Source organism: Coprococcus sp. AF21-14LB, assembly GCF_003458885.1.
GTDB lineage: Bacteria > Bacillota > Clostridia > Lachnospirales > Lachnospiraceae > UBA9414.
The window spans coordinates 1-15,495 of sequence record NZ_QRVX01000022.1 but is presented as its reverse complement, the minus strand read 5'-3'; the positions used below and the strand labels follow the sequence as shown (position 1 = coordinate 15,495).

General features: G+C 41.3%; 14 protein-coding genes and 4 pseudogenes. 17 read left to right on the top strand and 1 reads right to left on the bottom strand.

Features of this window, described 5'->3' with window-relative positions; all coding sequences use genetic code 11:
- Window positions 1-2: 2 nt before the first annotated feature.
- From DWX73_RS07145 to DWX73_RS07130, 4 genes and pseudogenes are all read left to right on the top strand, one after another.
- Window positions 3-809, top strand: a complete 807-nt coding sequence (locus tag DWX73_RS07145) for a glycerophosphodiester phosphodiesterase family protein (protein ID WP_118348166.1) — start codon at window positions 3-5, stop codon at window positions 807-809.
- A gap of 16 nt (window positions 810-825) precedes the next feature.
- The gene (locus DWX73_RS07140) at window positions 826-2,727 is read left to right on the top strand and encodes a DUF4838 domain-containing protein (RefSeq protein WP_118348165.1); all 1,902 of its coding nucleotides are present in this window, start codon (window positions 826-828) and stop codon (window positions 2,725-2,727) included.
- A 17-nt stretch (window positions 2,728-2,744) separates the two neighbouring features.
- A pseudogene (gene greA, locus DWX73_RS15515) lies at window positions 2,745-3,244 on the top strand (transcription elongation factor GreA).
- 236 nt (window positions 3,245-3,480) lie between these two features.
- Window positions 3,481-4,155 carry a biosynthetic peptidoglycan transglycosylase gene (locus tag DWX73_RS07130; RefSeq protein WP_118348164.1) on the top strand — a complete coding sequence of 225 codons (675 nt, stop codon included), beginning with the start codon at window positions 3,481-3,483 and terminating at the stop codon, window positions 4,153-4,155.
- 19 nt (window positions 4,156-4,174) lie between these two features.
- On the opposite strand, the gene DWX73_RS07125 is transcribed toward DWX73_RS07130, so the two are convergent.
- Complete coding sequence (locus DWX73_RS07125; protein ID WP_118348163.1) at window positions 4,175-4,954, bottom strand: SGNH/GDSL hydrolase family protein; 780 nt, start codon at window positions 4,952-4,954, stop codon at window positions 4,175-4,177.
- Window positions 4,955-5,128: 174 nt separating this feature from the next.
- Here DWX73_RS07125 and pepI point away from each other — a divergent pair, with 174 nt between their 5' ends.
- The 13 genes and pseudogenes from pepI to DWX73_RS07060 all read left to right on the top strand — a co-directional run.
- Complete coding sequence (pepI, locus tag DWX73_RS07120) at window positions 5,129-6,010, top strand: proline iminopeptidase (protein ID WP_118348162.1); 882 nt, start codon at window positions 5,129-5,131, stop codon at window positions 6,008-6,010.
- Window positions 6,003-6,476: a GNAT family N-acetyltransferase gene (locus DWX73_RS07115; RefSeq protein WP_330413527.1), complete on the top strand. Its 474-nt coding sequence runs from the start codon at window positions 6,003-6,005 to the stop codon at window positions 6,474-6,476. Before pepI ends, DWX73_RS07115 begins: the two co-directional genes overlap by 8 nt.
- 17 nt (window positions 6,477-6,493) lie before the next feature.
- Window positions 6,494-7,636 (top strand): amidohydrolase, encoded by a 1,143-nt coding sequence (locus tag DWX73_RS07110; RefSeq protein ID WP_118348186.1) that lies wholly within the window; start codon window positions 6,494-6,496, stop codon window positions 7,634-7,636.
- 13 nt (window positions 7,637-7,649) lie between these two features.
- Window positions 7,650-8,230, top strand: a pseudogene (locus DWX73_RS07105) (sugar O-acetyltransferase).
- 485 nt (window positions 8,231-8,715) lie between these two features.
- Entirely contained in the window at window positions 8,716-8,934 is a 219-nt protein-coding gene (locus DWX73_RS07100) for a DUF3791 domain-containing protein (RefSeq protein ID WP_118348161.1), read from the top strand.
- A 1-nt stretch (window position 8,935) separates the two neighbouring features.
- The gene (locus DWX73_RS07095) at window positions 8,936-9,406 is read left to right on the top strand and encodes a DUF3990 domain-containing protein (RefSeq protein WP_118348185.1); all 471 of its coding nucleotides are present in this window, start codon (window positions 8,936-8,938) and stop codon (window positions 9,404-9,406) included.
- A gap of 27 nt (window positions 9,407-9,433) precedes the next feature.
- Entirely contained in the window at window positions 9,434-9,574 is a 141-nt protein-coding gene (locus DWX73_RS13640) for a hypothetical protein (RefSeq protein WP_199413545.1), read from the top strand.
- Window positions 9,575-10,425: 851 nt separating this feature from the next.
- Window positions 10,426-12,345 carry a tetracycline resistance ribosomal protection protein Tet(32) gene (gene tet(32), locus DWX73_RS07085; protein ID WP_002602099.1) on the top strand — a complete coding sequence of 640 codons (1,920 nt, stop codon included), beginning with the start codon at window positions 10,426-10,428 and terminating at the stop codon, window positions 12,343-12,345.
- Between the two features lie 81 nt (window positions 12,346-12,426).
- Window positions 12,427-12,881: pseudogene (locus DWX73_RS07080) on the top strand (helix-turn-helix domain-containing protein).
- A 213-nt stretch (window positions 12,882-13,094) separates the two neighbouring features.
- Window positions 13,095-13,862, top strand: a complete 768-nt coding sequence (locus tag DWX73_RS07075) for a class I SAM-dependent methyltransferase (protein ID WP_002602097.1) — start codon at window positions 13,095-13,097, stop codon at window positions 13,860-13,862.
- A gap of 203 nt (window positions 13,863-14,065) precedes the next feature.
- A pseudogene (locus tag DWX73_RS07070) lies at window positions 14,066-14,510 on the top strand (sigma-70 family RNA polymerase sigma factor).
- Window positions 14,500-14,703: a helix-turn-helix domain-containing protein gene (locus DWX73_RS07065; protein ID WP_002602095.1), complete on the top strand. Its 204-nt coding sequence runs from the start codon at window positions 14,500-14,502 to the stop codon at window positions 14,701-14,703. Before DWX73_RS07070 ends, DWX73_RS07065 begins: the two are co-directional and overlap by 11 nt.
- Window positions 14,704-15,260: 557 nt before the next feature.
- Window positions 15,261-15,495, top strand: a 235-nt coding sequence (locus DWX73_RS07060) for a plasmid mobilization protein (RefSeq protein ID WP_442871986.1), incomplete at its 3' end; no start/stop codon positions are given.

The window sequence follows — 15,495 nt, the reverse complement described above, 5'->3', positions numbered from 1 at the left end:
CTATGAAAGGGATATTCTATACAGCTTTAGGGGCAGTATCGGCATATGTACTGGCAATTATTCCGGGAAGGAAAAAGGGAAAAGCATCACTGCCGGACGTATACTATGCGCACCGGGGACTCCATGAGAATCATAATGGATGTCCGGAGAATACGTTAAAAGCATTTCAAAGAGCAGTGGATGCCGGATATGGGATTGAAATGGATATCCAGTTGACAAGAGATGGAAAAGTAATTGTTACCCACGATATGGATTTGAAAAGAGTTGCGGGAATCCGTGAAAAAGTAGATCATTTTACATATGAAGAATTGCAGGAGATCCCTCTGTTCGAGTCCGGAGAAAGAATCCCGCTTTTGGAAGATGTTCTAAAGCTTGTGGACGGAAAAGTTCCGCTGATCGTAGAATTGAAATACAAACAGGGCAGTGCCATCTGCGAAAAAGCGGATCAGCTTTTGAAAAATTATAAAGGGTATTACTGTGTAGAATCTTTTCATCCCCAAGTTCTTTTCTGGTATCGAAAACACCGGCCGGAAGTAATGCGGGGACAGCTTGCCATGAATTATCGCAAGATAGAAGGATGGGAAAACCCGCTTCACTGGGCGCTTGAGAACTTGTTGTTTAATTTTCTGACGAAACCGGATTTTATCGCCTACGACAGAAGAACCCCGCGGGCATTTGCAAAAGAACTTTGCCGAAGGGTTTTTCAGTGTCCGGCGGTGGCATGGACAATCCGAAGCCAGGAGCAGTTAGAGGCGGCAAAGCCTTATTTTCAGTATTTTATTTTTGAGGGATTTACACCGGAAAAATAGCAGAAAGGAATAAAAAATGAATAAAACAATGATAACTGTGCTATATGAAAAGGAGAGTCAGATACTGCAGTTTGCGGCTTCTGAATTAAAAAAATATCTGGAAAAATTGTGGGTACAGGTTAGTATTCTGCCATATCACACGCCGGATTATTTTCTAAAAGAAATTGTGTTAGAAGTATCAGAGGAATTTGAGGTAGAGAACGAGAAATTAGATGATGGTTATGAAATCTGTATTGATAATCTTTCAGGCTACATCCGCGGTGTAAATGAGCGGAGTGTACTTCTTGGTGTATATCGTTTTTTAAAAGAGATTGGTTTTAGTTTTCTGCGACCGGGAATCTTTGGGGAAAAAGCGCCGCAGTATTTGCGTGAGCACCATGTCAATCTGCGGGAACTTCCGTCTTACCGTCATCGGGGAATCTGTATTGAAGGAGCGGTTTCCTATGAAAATGTACTGGAAATGATTGACTGGCTTCCGAAAGCAGGAATGAATTCTTATTTTACACAGTTTTTTGTTCCATATGAATTTTTCCGTTCCTGGTATGAACATCGCAATAATCCGCATGCAGTACCGGAGGAAGTTCCTTCGGTGGAAGAAGCGGAACGGTTCATCAGAGAGACGGTATCGGAACAGATGAAGTTAAGAGGACTCCTCTGGCACGCAGCCGGCCATGGCATCACAACGGCGGCAGTGCAGGTTCAGGGACTTGGCTGGGATGAAGATGATATTTCCATTGTACCGGAAGAATTTCGAAGCTGGCTTGCAGAAGTAAGCGGGGAACGGAAACTTTTTGGCGGGATTGCATTAAATACCCATTTGTGCTATTCCAAGCCGGAAGTGCGGGAGCGCATTGCAAATGTGGTTATTGAATATTTAGAGAAAAATCCGGGCGTGGATGTAATGCATTTCTGGCTTGCAGATGCCAGCAATAACAGCTGTGAATGTGAAGATTGCCGTCGCAGGCTTCCGGCAGACTGGTATGTGGAGATGCTGAATTTGGTAGATGAGAAAATGACAGAGAAAGGGCTTGAGACAAAAATTGTATTTCTCAGTTACTGTGATCTGCTCTGGCCGCCAAAGGAAACAAGAATTCAGAATGAAGAACGTTTTCTCTTTATGTTTGCACCGATTTCCCGTTCATACAAACAGGCACTGCCGACAGAAACAGATGCAAAGATACCGGAGTTTTCCTTGAATCATTGTAAAATGCCGGATGCTGTGGAGGAAAACCTTGCATTTTTAAATGGTTGGAAACAGGTCTTTGGCGGAGACAGCTTTATTTATGATTATCATTATATGTGGAATCTTTTCCGTGACTGGGGTGATTTCTACGAAGCAAGAGTGCTCTGGCAGGATATTCGGAATTTGGAAGAAATTGGATTAAATGGCTATATGAGCTGCCAGGAAACAAGGGCATTTGCACCGACCGGACTGGGGATGTTTATTCTTTCGGAGACTTTGTGGAAAAAAGAACAGGATTTTGGTGAACTTGTGGATAAGTATTTTCAGCTTGCCTACGGAGAGCATGGGGAGGAGATCCGCTCTTATGTGGAAAAATTATCCCGTCTTTCTTATGAAGAACAACCGGAGAGCGACCGGGCAGGAGAAGATCTTTTGGCAGCGGAAAAACTTGAGGCTGGAATACGCCTGACCGAAGAGATGCGGCCGCGGCTGGAACATTTTATGCAGCAGGCAGCAGGCACAGATCAGGTATCCTATGAATATCTGTTAAGCCACGGACAGGCAGCGGAACTGTATATGCAGGCAATGCTGGAGCGAAGAAGGGGAAAGGAAGAGAAAGCAAAGGAAGCCTATGAACGTCTAAAAATATATCTTGGTGTGAGTGAGACGAGATGGCAGGGCGGATTTGACGTTTACTGGTTTATACGGCATCTGGATCCATTATTTAAGAAATAACAGAAAGAAGAATCAACATGCATGATCAATTGACAAAAAGCGATATTCAGAAGATGAAAGAGGAAATAGAGTATCGGAAACTGGTTGTTCGCAAAGAAGCGTTAGAGGCAGTGAAAGAAGCCAGAGCCCACGGAGATCTGAGTGAAAATTTCGAGTATCACGCAGCGAAAAAGGATAAGAATATAAATGAAAGCCGGATACGGTATCTGGAACGGATGATTAAGACGGCAGAAATTATTCTGACGAATCGAAGGAAGATGAAGTGGGACTGAATAATACGGTAGAGATTTATTTCGAAGACGAAGATGAAACAGAAACATTTAAGCTTGTAACAACGGTAAGAGGAAATTCTCTGGCTGGGAAGATCAGTACAGAATCTCCGATCGGTAAGGCAGTGCTTGGCCATAAAGTCGGAGACAGAGTGTTTGTAAAAGTCGGAGAGAGCGGCGGTTACTACGTGCAGATCCGTGCTTTAGATAAAACATCAGATGATTCTGATGCATTGAGAAAATTTTAAATCATATATAAAATCCTGTTTTAGACAATCACAGATTAACCGGTGATAAGTCTTGAAACAGGATTTTTGTTTCAGGTTACGAATTTGTAAGGTTTCTGTGAGAAAATGTAAGGAAATTCAATGGAAGTAAAGAAAAAGGGAGGCTATAATAAGGACATAGAAGCAAAGAGGAGACATTTTAAGATGCTGACGGCGACTGCGATGCAGATGTACAGCGGCGGAAAAGGAAGGCATAGATGAAATTATTAAAGAAACTACTGGCTTTTATGATACTGTTGTTCTTACTTGCCTGCGGTTATCTTGGATATAAGGGATATCAGGAGTATGAGACAGCTCTTTCTGCTATGAGTATGGAAGAGATGGAACAGAAAATTCAATCCATTGGTAATTACACAAAGTTGGAGGATCTGCCGGAAACGTATGTAAAGGCAGTTTTGGCAGTGGAGGATAAGAGATTTTACAGACATTTTGGAATCGATCTGATTGCCACCTGCCGGGCTCTCGTAAATGACATAAAGGCAATGGCTCCGGTGGAAGGAGGAAGTACGATCACACAGCAGCTTGCGAAAAATCAGTACTTTTCTCAGGAAAAGAAAGTAACGCGAAAGATTGCGGAATTATTTATGGCATTTAAGATGGAGCAGAGCTTTACAAAAGATCAGATATTGGAAATGTATGTGAATTCTATCTTTTTTGGAAATAATTATTACTGCGTGGGAGATGCGAGTATCGGCTACTTTGGAAAACTGCCGGCGCAGATGAATGATGATGAGTGTACGATGTTGGCGGGGATCCCAAATGCACCGTCTGTCTACAATCCGGTTGTAAATCCGGAACTGGCAAGGCAGCGGCAGCAGCAGGTTATTAGAAAAATGGAGCGGTGTGGAGATGTATTTCAGGGGAGAAGGTAATTTACCGTCTCCCCTGATTTTAGTCGGATAAGCCGGCAGACTCTGCCATCCGGTTTAACCAGAATGGATAGAAGTCTGCTGTAAAATGGTAATCATCCGGTTCAAAGTATTCTGATTTTACAAGATTTGTATTATCGAGATAGATTAAATCTTCTTCCTCACAAAGTTCCTGGAGGATAGCATTGTAAGGGGTTATATCAGCGTAGTAAGAGCAGGAGGCAATTTTCTTTTCCTGTACCGGGAAAATAGAATTCATATAAATTGTTGCATCCGGCTGAATCGATTTGATATTTTGAATGATTGTTTTGTATTCTTTTTTAAACTCCGTCATATTTTCTCCAATCCGCTCAATATCGTTGGAGCCATAGGAGAGGAAAATGTTCTGTGGTGACAGATTCCGGAGAACTTCATAATGAGAATCCATTGTGTTCATATTCACTCCGATTGTCGCGATTACGCTGGAAGGGGGAAGAAAATCATATGCGCTAATGGCTTCGGTAATGGAGTCGCCCATAATAACGCTGTTGGCAAAGAGCTGTTTGTAGTTCCGGGAAGCCGGATCAATATCAGCTGCATCTGCAGAAGTATTGTCTTCGGATACATCAGTATTATCAGCATTTTGCAGAGAAGCAATTTCCTTTTCGATTTCGGAGATATCCTTTGTTTCCATTTCTTTTAGTAGAGCAACGCCTTTGGAAGTATCTGATTCTTTAGAAGGAGTCAACAGATGGATTAATACCGGTATCATTATCAAAAGGAAGATACCAATGCCTATTGTGATAAGTTGTTTTCGTTTCATGTAAATGCCGCCTTTATTATCATTAATATAGTTTTATAAAATATCTTAACACTTCCGGAGCAAGATTACAATGTGGCGGATGAATATGTAAAGAAATGTAAAGAAACAGGTATATAAGTATAGAATCCTATGTTAAAATAAGAATAGATTTTGCGGCTGAAGGAGGAAATAGAATTGAAGATTACAGAAGGATATATGCCATTTAAAGGCTATCAGACATACTATCGGATCGTTGGAGAATGCAGAGAGGGGAAAAAGCCGTTAATTTTGATGCACGGGGGACCGGGATCGACGCATAATTATTTTGAAGTGTTGGATCAATTGGCAGAAGATGGAAGAGCGCTTATCATGTACGATCAGCTTGGCTGCGGAAATTCCTATGTAGACAATCGCCCGGATCTTTGGAACCAGGAAACATGGACAGAAGAGCTGATTGCGCTTAGAGAACATTTGGGTTTAAAAGAAGTACATTTGCTTGGACAGTCATGGGGTGGAATGCTGGCGCTTTCGTATGTATGTGACAAGAAACCGGAAGGTGTAAAGAGTCTGATTCTGTCCAGTACATTACCTTCATCAAAATTATGGGCAGAAGAGCAGCATCGCATGATCCGCTTTATGCCGCAGGAAATGCAGGAGGCGATTGCCCATGCAGAGGAAACAGGAAATTACGATGATGAAGCATATTTGAAAGCGAATGAAGAATTTATGATGCGCCATTGTGCGGGAACGCCGGATCCGGAAGGACCGGAATGTCTGACAAGAGAGAAAAAATCCGGTTCAGAATCTTATGTGACAGCGTGGGGACCGAATGAATTTACTCCGCTTGGCAATCTGCGGGATTTTGAATACCGCGATCAGCTTGGGGATATCAAGGAGCCTGCGCTTGTGATCAGCGGAATTAATGATCTATGTACGCCTGTTGTGGCGAAAACGATGTATGACGGAATCCCGAATGCAAAATGGGAGCTGTTCCGCTATAGCAGACATGCATGTTTTGTAGAAGAAACGGAGAAATATATTCAGATTGTGCGTGATTGGATGAACGAAAATGACTAAGCAGGCGATAGAACTGAAAAAAATTGAAGATTCAAAGCAGGACTATATGGAACTCCTTCTGCTGGCTGATGAGCAGGAAGATATGATTATGAAGTATCTGGACCGGGGGACGCTTTTTGCGGCATATGATGAGAATCTGCTTGTAGGCGTATGTGTTGTGACAGAGGAGAAAGAGACGTATGGTGCAGGGGCATATGAAATAAAAAATCTGGCAGTCAAAGAGCAGCTGCAGCGCCGCGGATATGGGAAAAAGATATTAGAAGAGATCGAGAATCGTTACCGAGAGTGCTGCAAAGTTCTGTATGTTGGTACGGGGGACAGTCCGCTGACAGTGCCGTTTTACAAATCCTGCGGATATGCAGAATCTCATCGTGTAAAGAACTTTTTTATCGATCACTATGACCATCCAATCGTTGAGGCGGGGGTAGTGCTGAGGGATATGGTGTATTTCTATAAAAAAATATGAAAAGAGAGGGAAAGAATATGCTGTGTATTAAAAATGGTTTAATTCATGATGCAGTGAACAGAGAAGCTTATAAGGGAGATATCCTTGTAGAGAACGGAAAAATCAGTGCAATTGGGAGAGATATTTCTGTAACGGAAGGAACAGAAATCATTGATGCAGAGGGATTACAGGTATATCCGGGATTTGTTGAGGCACACTGTCATCTCGGACTCGATAACTATGCCTGTGGCTTTGAAGGAGATGACTATAATGAAATGACAGATATTATATGCCCTCAACTGCATGGTTGTGATGGTATTTATCCTCAAGACCCTACATTAAAAATGGCTGCAGAAGGTGGAGTTACTTGTGTTGCTACAGGTCCAGGATCAGCAAATGTACTAGGAGGCACATTTGTAGCGATAAAAACAGTCGGAAAACGTGTAGATAAGATGATTGTGAAAGATCCTATTGCCATGAAATGTGCCTTTGGAGAAAACCCAAAACGCTGTTATTGTGATAAATCCTGTTCTTGCCGTATGGATATAGCTTCCAAACTTCGCGAAACACTGAAAAGAGCGAGAGACTATATGGAAAGAAAGGAAATGGCGGGAGAAGATATCAGTAAACGCCCGGTTTATGATCCGAAGCTGGAAGCACTGATTCCAGTTTTGAAAAAAGAAATTCCATTAAAGGCGCATGCACATCGGGCAGATGATATTTTTTCAGCAATTCGAGTAGCGAAAGAATGTGATGTGCGTCTAACACTGGAACATGTGACAGACGGATCACTTATTGCAGAAGAACTTGCAGAAGAAAATTATCCGGTAGCGGTTGGGCCTACATTCGGTCATGCAACGAAACTGGAATTGATTAATAAATCGTTTGAAACACCTGGGATTCTTGCAAAAGCAGGCTGTCAGGTATCAATTATTACAGATTCGCCGGTAATTCCACAACAGTATCTTGCACTCTGTGCAGGATTTGCAGTGCAAAGTGGAATGGATGAATTCGATGCATTGAAGGCGATTACAATTAATCCAGCCAGACATATCGGAGTAGATAACAGAGTAGGATCGCTTGAAGTGGGAAAAGATGCTGATATTGTTATTGCGGATGGTTCACCATTAATTTCTACAACAAGAATCGTAAAAGTACTGATTGATGGAAACATTATATAGAAAAGAGGATATTATGACAGAAAAAGAAAAAATGGAAAAATGTATGATGCAAATTATGACAAGGAGCTAGAACAGGAAAGACTGGAATGTAAAACGCTATGTCAGGAATACAATCATCTGCCAATAAAAGATATGGAAAGAAGGAGAGCGCTGATTAAAAAAATATTTGGAAAAACAGGAGAGCAGATACATATAGAACCGGATTTCTGGTGCGATTACGGACGATATATTACAGTGGGAGAGAATTTTTATGCAAATCACGGCCTAGTCATTTTAGATGCGGGAGGCATAGTTTTCGGAGACAATGTGTTTATTGCACCGAATTGCGGATTTCATACATCCGGACATCCAATAGATTTTGAAAGAAGAAATCTGGGATTAGAATACGCATATCCAATTCATGTAGGGAATAATGTCTGATTTGGAGCAGGGGTACAAGTAATGCCAGGTGTTACAATTGGCAGTAATGTAGTGATTGGAGGCGGGAGCGTTATTGTAAAAGATATTCCATCAGACAGCGTAGCTGTGGGGAATCCGTGCAGAGTGATCCGTGCAATTACCGAAGAAGATAAGGAAAAATGTTGGGATAAGTAAAAACTTGAAATAGTATGCCAGATATTTGAGCAAATTAGCAGTTAACAATCCAGATGAGAGGTGCATTTACAGAAACACATGGTTTGTGTTTGCTGAATGATATATTTTTTGACCATCGTCGCTATTTGAACTGTTTTAACATAATCTCTATTTTTACTACATATATTGTAAAAAGATGTATCTAGGGGAACATTTGTGAAAGATTATATCGAAGAGAGAAAGATCGTAGAAATGCGGTCTTTTTCTTTTGGTCATTTTCTTGAGTTGCAGATAAAAATCAGTTAAAATAAAGTGTAGAAAGCAGGGGGAGATGTGGAAATAGAGATTCGTGAGATTGCCGCTGAAGGTGCAAGAAATCATGAACTTTTGAATATTGTACCAACAGAAATATGAAGAATTGCAGAGAGATATAAAGAGAAATGTTATGAGAAAGATAGAGAGGTTATGATGGAAACAAGTGTTTGCTAAAGAATAGGAGGCTTTGCATGAGTGAAAAGAAAAAGAAAATAGATTTTACTGTTGCATGTGTAAACGAATTTGCACAACAATATAATCTCAGTATACAAGAAGCATTTCGTTACCTCTTTCAATTTAAAGGGATTGCGTTTATAAAAGAAAACTATGAAGTTGAGCATACTTTAGATTTTGAAACAATAGTAGAAGATTTGGGGATATTGTGTAGAAAAAACGGGGGTGCGTTATGAATTGTATCATGGAAGCAATATTGTAATTGATGGTATAAATTTGGCAACGTGCAGACCATATAAAGATTTCGGGAAAGGAGTTTATTTGACAGACATAAAAGAACAGGCAGAAAAAATGGCTGTAAGAGTCTCCAAGATTTATGGAGGTTCCCCTGTTGTCAATACTTTTGAAATACAAGATGACTTTAGAAAAATAGAGGATATCAAGGTTAAAGATTTTGGTTTAGAAACAACGGAAAAATGGGCAAAATTTGTCATGAATAATAGAAATCGAACATTTACAAATATGAAAGATACTTTGTGCAATAAGGACAATAAATATGATATTGTTATAGACTCTGTTGCGGATGATAATATGGCATTATTATTCCGTCAGTATGAAAATGAAATTATTGATTTTGAAACCTTATTGAAAGGAATGATATATAAGAAGACATCATCGCAGTATTCTTTTCATACAGAAAAAGTATAAAACTTTTGCGAAAGGCAGGAAATTAATATGAATAAGCAGGAACAGTTGATTGAATATATAGTTCAGGATATTGTTGATATGTTCTCTTCGGATCAGAATATAGAATATGTATATGATCTTTTTAAAGATGAGATAAATTTTGGACGTATCGTTCAAGCGGAAATATAATGCTCATGTACGGTAAGGAAGCAAGCAACCGAAAACAAGAGATAGACCGCCAGCACTACACTATTCCGAACCAAAGACCAAAAGATAAGCATTGTGGGAAAATCTAAACTTTTGGATTTTCCTACAATGCCGACTACGGCGGAATCCTTCCCACTCCTTATATCTTTATTTCCGTATACATTGAATTTGTATTTAGTAAATGCTATAATGTCCCTATTCAAATTATAAATGTGTTGAATTAGTTACATGTACATATTTTTTGTGCCGCATAAATACCCTGTTGAGGTTGTCGTTCTTTGTCCAGATGTGGAAACAATAAAAGGAAGGGAACGATACAGGGAGAAAACAGGCTATTCCGGCTTTACGGTTGAAACCTTATACGATACATTTATGCAGACAACACCACGGATCGGCTTTTGGCTGGACAATTCCAACCAAACACCACAGCAGACAGCAGAAACCATTCTGAACGCCAGAAAGTCGGTATGATTGTTACATATAAGGGGAAGAAAAATTTCTTTTAGGTACTTTCTTTCCTAAAACTAATGTGATATAATAGCATCATTCCAAAAAAGGAGTAAAAAATATGCGGCAAGGTATTCTTAAATAAAACTATAATCAAATAGTGGGAACAAAGGATTATGATAGTCCCTTTTGTGGGGGCTTGGTTTTTTGTACCCAATTTAAGAATACTTTTGCCTTATCAATTTTGACATATCCGAAAAACAGCAATCACAAACAGGTGTATGCTGTATATGTGTATGTCCGCAAATTATAATCCCCAGTGGTAAAAGTATTTTACTGCTGGGGATTTTTATGCCCTTTTGGGGCTGTAAAAGGAGGACAATCACATGAAAATAATCAATATTGGAATTCTCGCCCATGTAGACGCAGGAAAAACAACATTGACGGAAAGCCTGCTGTACACCAGTGGAGCGATTGCGGAACAAGGAAACGTGGATAAAGGAACTACAAGAACAGACACTATGATTTTGGAACGGCAGCGCGGAATTACCATTCAGACAGCGGTTACTTCTTTTTGCTGGAATGATTATAAAATCAATATCGTGGACACTCCCGGTCATATGGATTTTTTAACCGAAGCATACCGCTCTTTATCTGTCCTTGACGGAGCTGTTTTAGTCATTTCGGCAAAAGACGGCGTACAGGCACAAACCCGTATATTATTCCATGCGCTTCAGAAAATGGACATTCCGACAATTATCTTTATAAATAAGATAGACCAAAATGGGATCGACCTGCGGCGTGTTTACCAAAGCATTAAAGATAAACTTACCAGTGATATGATTGTCATGCAGGAGGTTTCCCTGTCGCCAAAGATAACCATGACCGATATTTCTGATTTGGACAAATGGGATATGATTATTTCCGGAAGCGATGAACTATTAGAACGATATGTTGCAGAGGATTCTTTGGATATACAGGAATTACAATATGAAAAGTGCAAAAGAACCAGATGCTGCTCTTTGTTTCCTGTTTATCATGGGAGTGCAAAAGACAATTTAGGAACAGAAAAACTGATTGAAGCGATTACAGAAACTTTCATTACAGAAACAGACGATATTCAGTCTGAATTATGTGGATATGTTTTTAAGGTTGAGTATACAGAGCGGAAAAAACGGCTTTCTTATTTACGCCTGTATCATGGGACGCTCCATTTACGGGATACCCTGCTGCTGTCAAAAAAGGAAAAAATAAAGATTACAGAAATGTGTATTCCGTCAAATGGTGAAATCGTCCCGGTTGACCATGCCTGTCCGGGAGAAATTGTTATTTTAGCTGATGATACTTTGAAACTGAACGACATTCTGGGAAATGAAAAACTCCTGCCTCACAAAACACGGATTGATAATCCCATGCCATTACTTCGGACAACGGTAGAGCCGCAAAAGCCGGAGCAAAGGGAAGCCCTGTTAAATGCCCTCACAGAGATTGCTGATACAGACCCTCTTTTGCATTTTGACATTGATACTGTTACACATGAGATTATATTATCTTTTTTGGGAAAAGTACAGTTAGAAGTTATTTGTTCGCTATTAGAAGAAAAATATCATGTGGGCGTGGCTATGAAAGAGCCTTCGGTTATTTATCTGGAAAGACCGCAAAAAAAAGCGAGCTACACGATTCATATTGAAGTGCCGCCGAATCCGTTTTGGGCATCTATTGGTTTGACTGTAACACCGCTTCCTGTTGGAAGCGGAACACAATATAAAAGCGAGGTATCTCTCGGCTATTTAAACCAAAGTTTTCAAAATGCCGTCATGGAGGGTGTGCGTTATGGAATGGAGCAGGGCTTATATGGCTGGGGAGTGACAGACTGCCAAATTTGTTTTGATTATGGAGTTTATTACAGCCCGGTCAGCACCCCCGCTGATTTTCGTTTTCTTGCGCCTGTCGTGTTGGAGCAGGCATTGAAAAAAGCAGGAACACAACTGTTGGAACCATACCTTTCCTTTACCCTTTTTGCACCGCAGGAATATCTTTCACGGGCTTATAATGACGCACCAAAGTATTGCGCAATCATTGAATCAACCAGACTTGAAAAAGATGAAGTTATTTTTAAGGGGGAAATCCCTGCCCGTTGTATTGGTGAATATAGAAATGATTTGAATTTTTATACAAATGGAAGAAGTGTCTGCATTACAGAATTAAAAGGGTATCAGGAAACTTCCGGCGAGCCTGTGTTTCAGCCACGCCGCCCGAACAGCCGTTTAGACAAGATCCGGCATATGTTTCAGAAGATAATGTAACATCTTGCGCAATGCAAACGTTCATTGCTGGCTATTGCGAAATATCATTGATAAAATCAGCATCAGAGAGGAGGAACCATTTTGAACCAGAAACAGACGGATATTACAACAGGAAAGCAAATACGTCATCTGCGAACACAATCGGGAATGACACAGGAAGAACTGGCTGGGAAATTGAATGTTACCCGGCAGGCGCTATCGAATTGGGAGAGAGATGTTAATGAACCCGATTTAAATACGTTGAAAAAAATTTGTTTTCTTTTTGGAGTCCACATGGACGATTTTGCGAAGGAGGTAATAACAAAAATGGAAACATGTGAAAAAAAGAGAAACGACAATTTAATAAGTATGATATGGCAATTGGACTTTTTTATGGTGTCGGGATATTTCTTGGCATTGGTATTTTCTTTGTTGGCGGTTTTATGACAATGTCGGGTGCAGGGTGGGGAGCATCACTATTTGGCGGTGGCTGTTTTTCTCTTGTATTTGGCTTGATATGCCATGCAGTTATTACATTGAGAAGAAATGACAAATGATGACATATCCTGCTTTCTAGTCTTTTCGGTCATATCGCGTAAAAAAGCCGCTGCTTTTGGCTTTCCAATAGCGGCGGCAAAGGGAAATATCCTTTGAATACCTTACAGAAGAAAAGTTTTGCAGCATTATAAAAATAAAAGCCTATACCATTTTGGAAAGAAAAGATACATAATAGTCAAGACGGCAACAATCAGAAGTTATGGAGGGTAACAATGGAATATAGTAAGGAAGATTTAATGGAAGCAAAAAGGCAAATTTTGGGAGTGGGAGAGAACATGGGAACAGAGGAAAGCAAAAAGATCTGGGAGAAAAACGCACAATTTTGGGATGATGCAATGGGTGACGAATCCAATGAATTTCACAGAGAGGTAGTACGTCCCAAAGTAACGGAACTTCTCTCTCCTGATCCTTCGGATTACATTTTGGATATTGCGTGCGGCAATGGAAATTATTCTTCGTATCTTGCACAGAGAGGCGCTTCGGTCGTCGCTTTTGATTACAGCAAAAAAATGATAGAATTGGCTAAAAGACGGCGATCACAATATGCAAAACAAATTGAGTTTTGCGTAGCGGATGCGACCAATAGAGAAAGCTTATTAGGATTAAAAAGAAATCGAGCCTTTACGAAAGCAGTTTCTAATATGGCAATTATGGATATTACGGATATTGAACCGCTTTTTATGGCTGTTTATGAACTATTGGAGGAAAACGGGATTTTTGTCTTTGCAACGCAGCACCCTTGTTTTATCACATTGACTGAAAAATATATGACACCGCACAGTTACTATGATATAGCGATCGAAGGGCAGCCGGAGGAGCAGATTTATTATCATCGTTCCATACAAGATATTTTTAACCTTTGTTTCAGAGCTGGATTTGTCATTGATGGATTTTATGAAGAATGTTTCAAAAACAATAAAGAAATTCCTATGGTAATGATAGTAAGGCTTAAAAAGGTAAAACGTGATAGCTTAAAATAAATTCAAGTTTGCCGGATAAATAGCAAACCCGGCCGAGCCAGTCAACGGTCAAGATGAACGGCTTCGCCCGCCGTTGACAGCCCCGCCCGGTTTTGCAGTTAGGCAGTCAAGGAGCGACAGCCTAAAGTGCTGCCGCCCCTTACTATCATAAAAAGCAACTACTAACCAGCCACAGCCCTTTTGGGAGGAAAGGGGGATTTTCCATGACCTGTACAGAAGAATATCGGGAACATATCGAGTACACTTTCCATGCCTTTTGCAAAGTCGTTATCCGAAATGCAACGATCAACGCAGCGAGGACACGGAGCAGGAAGCACAAAAGAGAAATATCCCTTGAATACCTCACAGACGAAAAGCACTACCCTTTAGGCACGACAGATGAATATTTCCAAGCCCCGGAGCCGGACGAGGATACATACTTACCCTTTGCGGCGATACGGTCATTTTCAGCAGCGGTTTACTTGCGGAAGCCTGTCACGGCTGGACGAACGGGAGCGGGAAATGATTTACCTGTCCTTTTTCAAGCGTATTCCACAGCACGAAATTGGCAGACAGTACGGGCGCAGCCGCAGCACAGCGGGCTACCATATCCGAAAAGCCCTACGGCAGCTCCAAGCGGAAATGGAGGGAATGGCATATGAGAAATAATAGGCTTCTCCCCTATGAAACAATCGTCCAAGCCGCCAGCGGGGAGCCGGAAGCGGTGGGAACTGTATTGCAGTATTACCGCCGCCGCATACAATGTGCCGCCCGTGTGAATGGACGGGTAGACCAAGATACAGAGGACTACATCACCCAGACGCTTCTCACAGCTATTTTCAAGTTCCGCTTTGGGAGATAGCCCTACCGCCTACAACTGAATAACCGCCGCTTCGCCGGCAACCAGAAAGCAGTAAATCTATTCAACAGATTTGCTGCTTTTTTTCGTTCCTGTTTGGCATTTTTGAAAATCCCCAGTATGAAAAAACAAAAGGGAAAATAGCCGCCGCAGTTGGCAAAATCCCTTACTTATCCGTAGAGGGTATCAAAGAAAAAAATACTGCCATTGTCCGCCTATTCCGGCTTGCGTGGTGTTGTAGGGAATAGAGGGGAAATTCTAAAAATCTCCGTCCATTTTGCTTTGCGTGGTGTTGTAGGTAGTGAAAGGAAAATTTTCAAGATAAGCCGGAATAGCGGGTAGCAAAGCCCTTTTGAAACGTTTTGTTAGCGGAAAGGACGGGAGCCGGGGAACGCCGGAGTTTTTCAGAGCAAGATTCTACCGCAGTACCAAAATTCGCTTTTCGCTCATTTTGCTCCTGCGGGAATCTTGTTGGGGAGTGCCTTCCCCAAACCCTGCTTATGCGGCTTACGCCGCTTATCCCGCCGCAGCCATGCGGCAGCCGAAAGGAGGTTTTTACCATGCGAAAACGATACAACACGCCGCACCGCAGCCGGGTAGTCAAGACACGCATGACCGAGGAAGAATACGCCGAGTTTGCGGAAAGGCTTTCTGCCTGCAACATGAGCCAAGCCGAGTTTATCCGACAAGCCATAACCGGGGCAGCCATACGCCCCATCATAACCGTTTCCCCCGTCAATGACGAGCTGCTTGCCGCTGTCGGGAAGCTGACCGCCGAATACGGCAGGATCGGCG

Excerpts from the sequence above, each read along its gene's own strand:
- DWX73_RS07145 (WP_118348166.1), top strand. The coding sequence starts at position 3 with ATGAAAGGGATATTCTATACAGCTTTAGGGGCAGTATCGGCATATGTA.
- DWX73_RS07140 (WP_118348165.1), top strand. The coding sequence starts at position 826 with ATGAATAAAACAATGATAACTGTGCTATATGAAAAGGAGAGTCAGATA.
- DWX73_RS07130 (WP_118348164.1), top strand. The coding sequence starts at position 3,481 with ATGAAATTATTAAAGAAACTACTGGCTTTTATGATACTGTTGTTCTTA.
- DWX73_RS07125 (WP_118348163.1), bottom strand. The coding sequence starts at position 4,954 with ATGAAACGAAAACAACTTATCACAATAGGCATTGGTATCTTCCTTTTG.
- DWX73_RS07115 (WP_330413527.1), top strand. The coding sequence starts at position 6,003 with ATGACTAAGCAGGCGATAGAACTGAAAAAAATTGAAGATTCAAAGCAG.
- DWX73_RS07110 (WP_118348186.1), top strand. The coding sequence starts at position 6,494 with ATGCTGTGTATTAAAAATGGTTTAATTCATGATGCAGTGAACAGAGAA.
- DWX73_RS07100 (WP_118348161.1), top strand. The coding sequence starts at position 8,716 with ATGAGTGAAAAGAAAAAGAAAATAGATTTTACTGTTGCATGTGTAAAC.
- DWX73_RS13640 (WP_199413545.1), top strand. The coding sequence starts at position 9,434 with ATGAATAAGCAGGAACAGTTGATTGAATATATAGTTCAGGATATTGTT.
- DWX73_RS07075 (WP_002602097.1), top strand. The coding sequence starts at position 13,095 with ATGGAATATAGTAAGGAAGATTTAATGGAAGCAAAAAGGCAAATTTTG.
- DWX73_RS07065 (WP_002602095.1), top strand. The coding sequence starts at position 14,500 with ATGAGAAATAATAGGCTTCTCCCCTATGAAACAATCGTCCAAGCCGCC.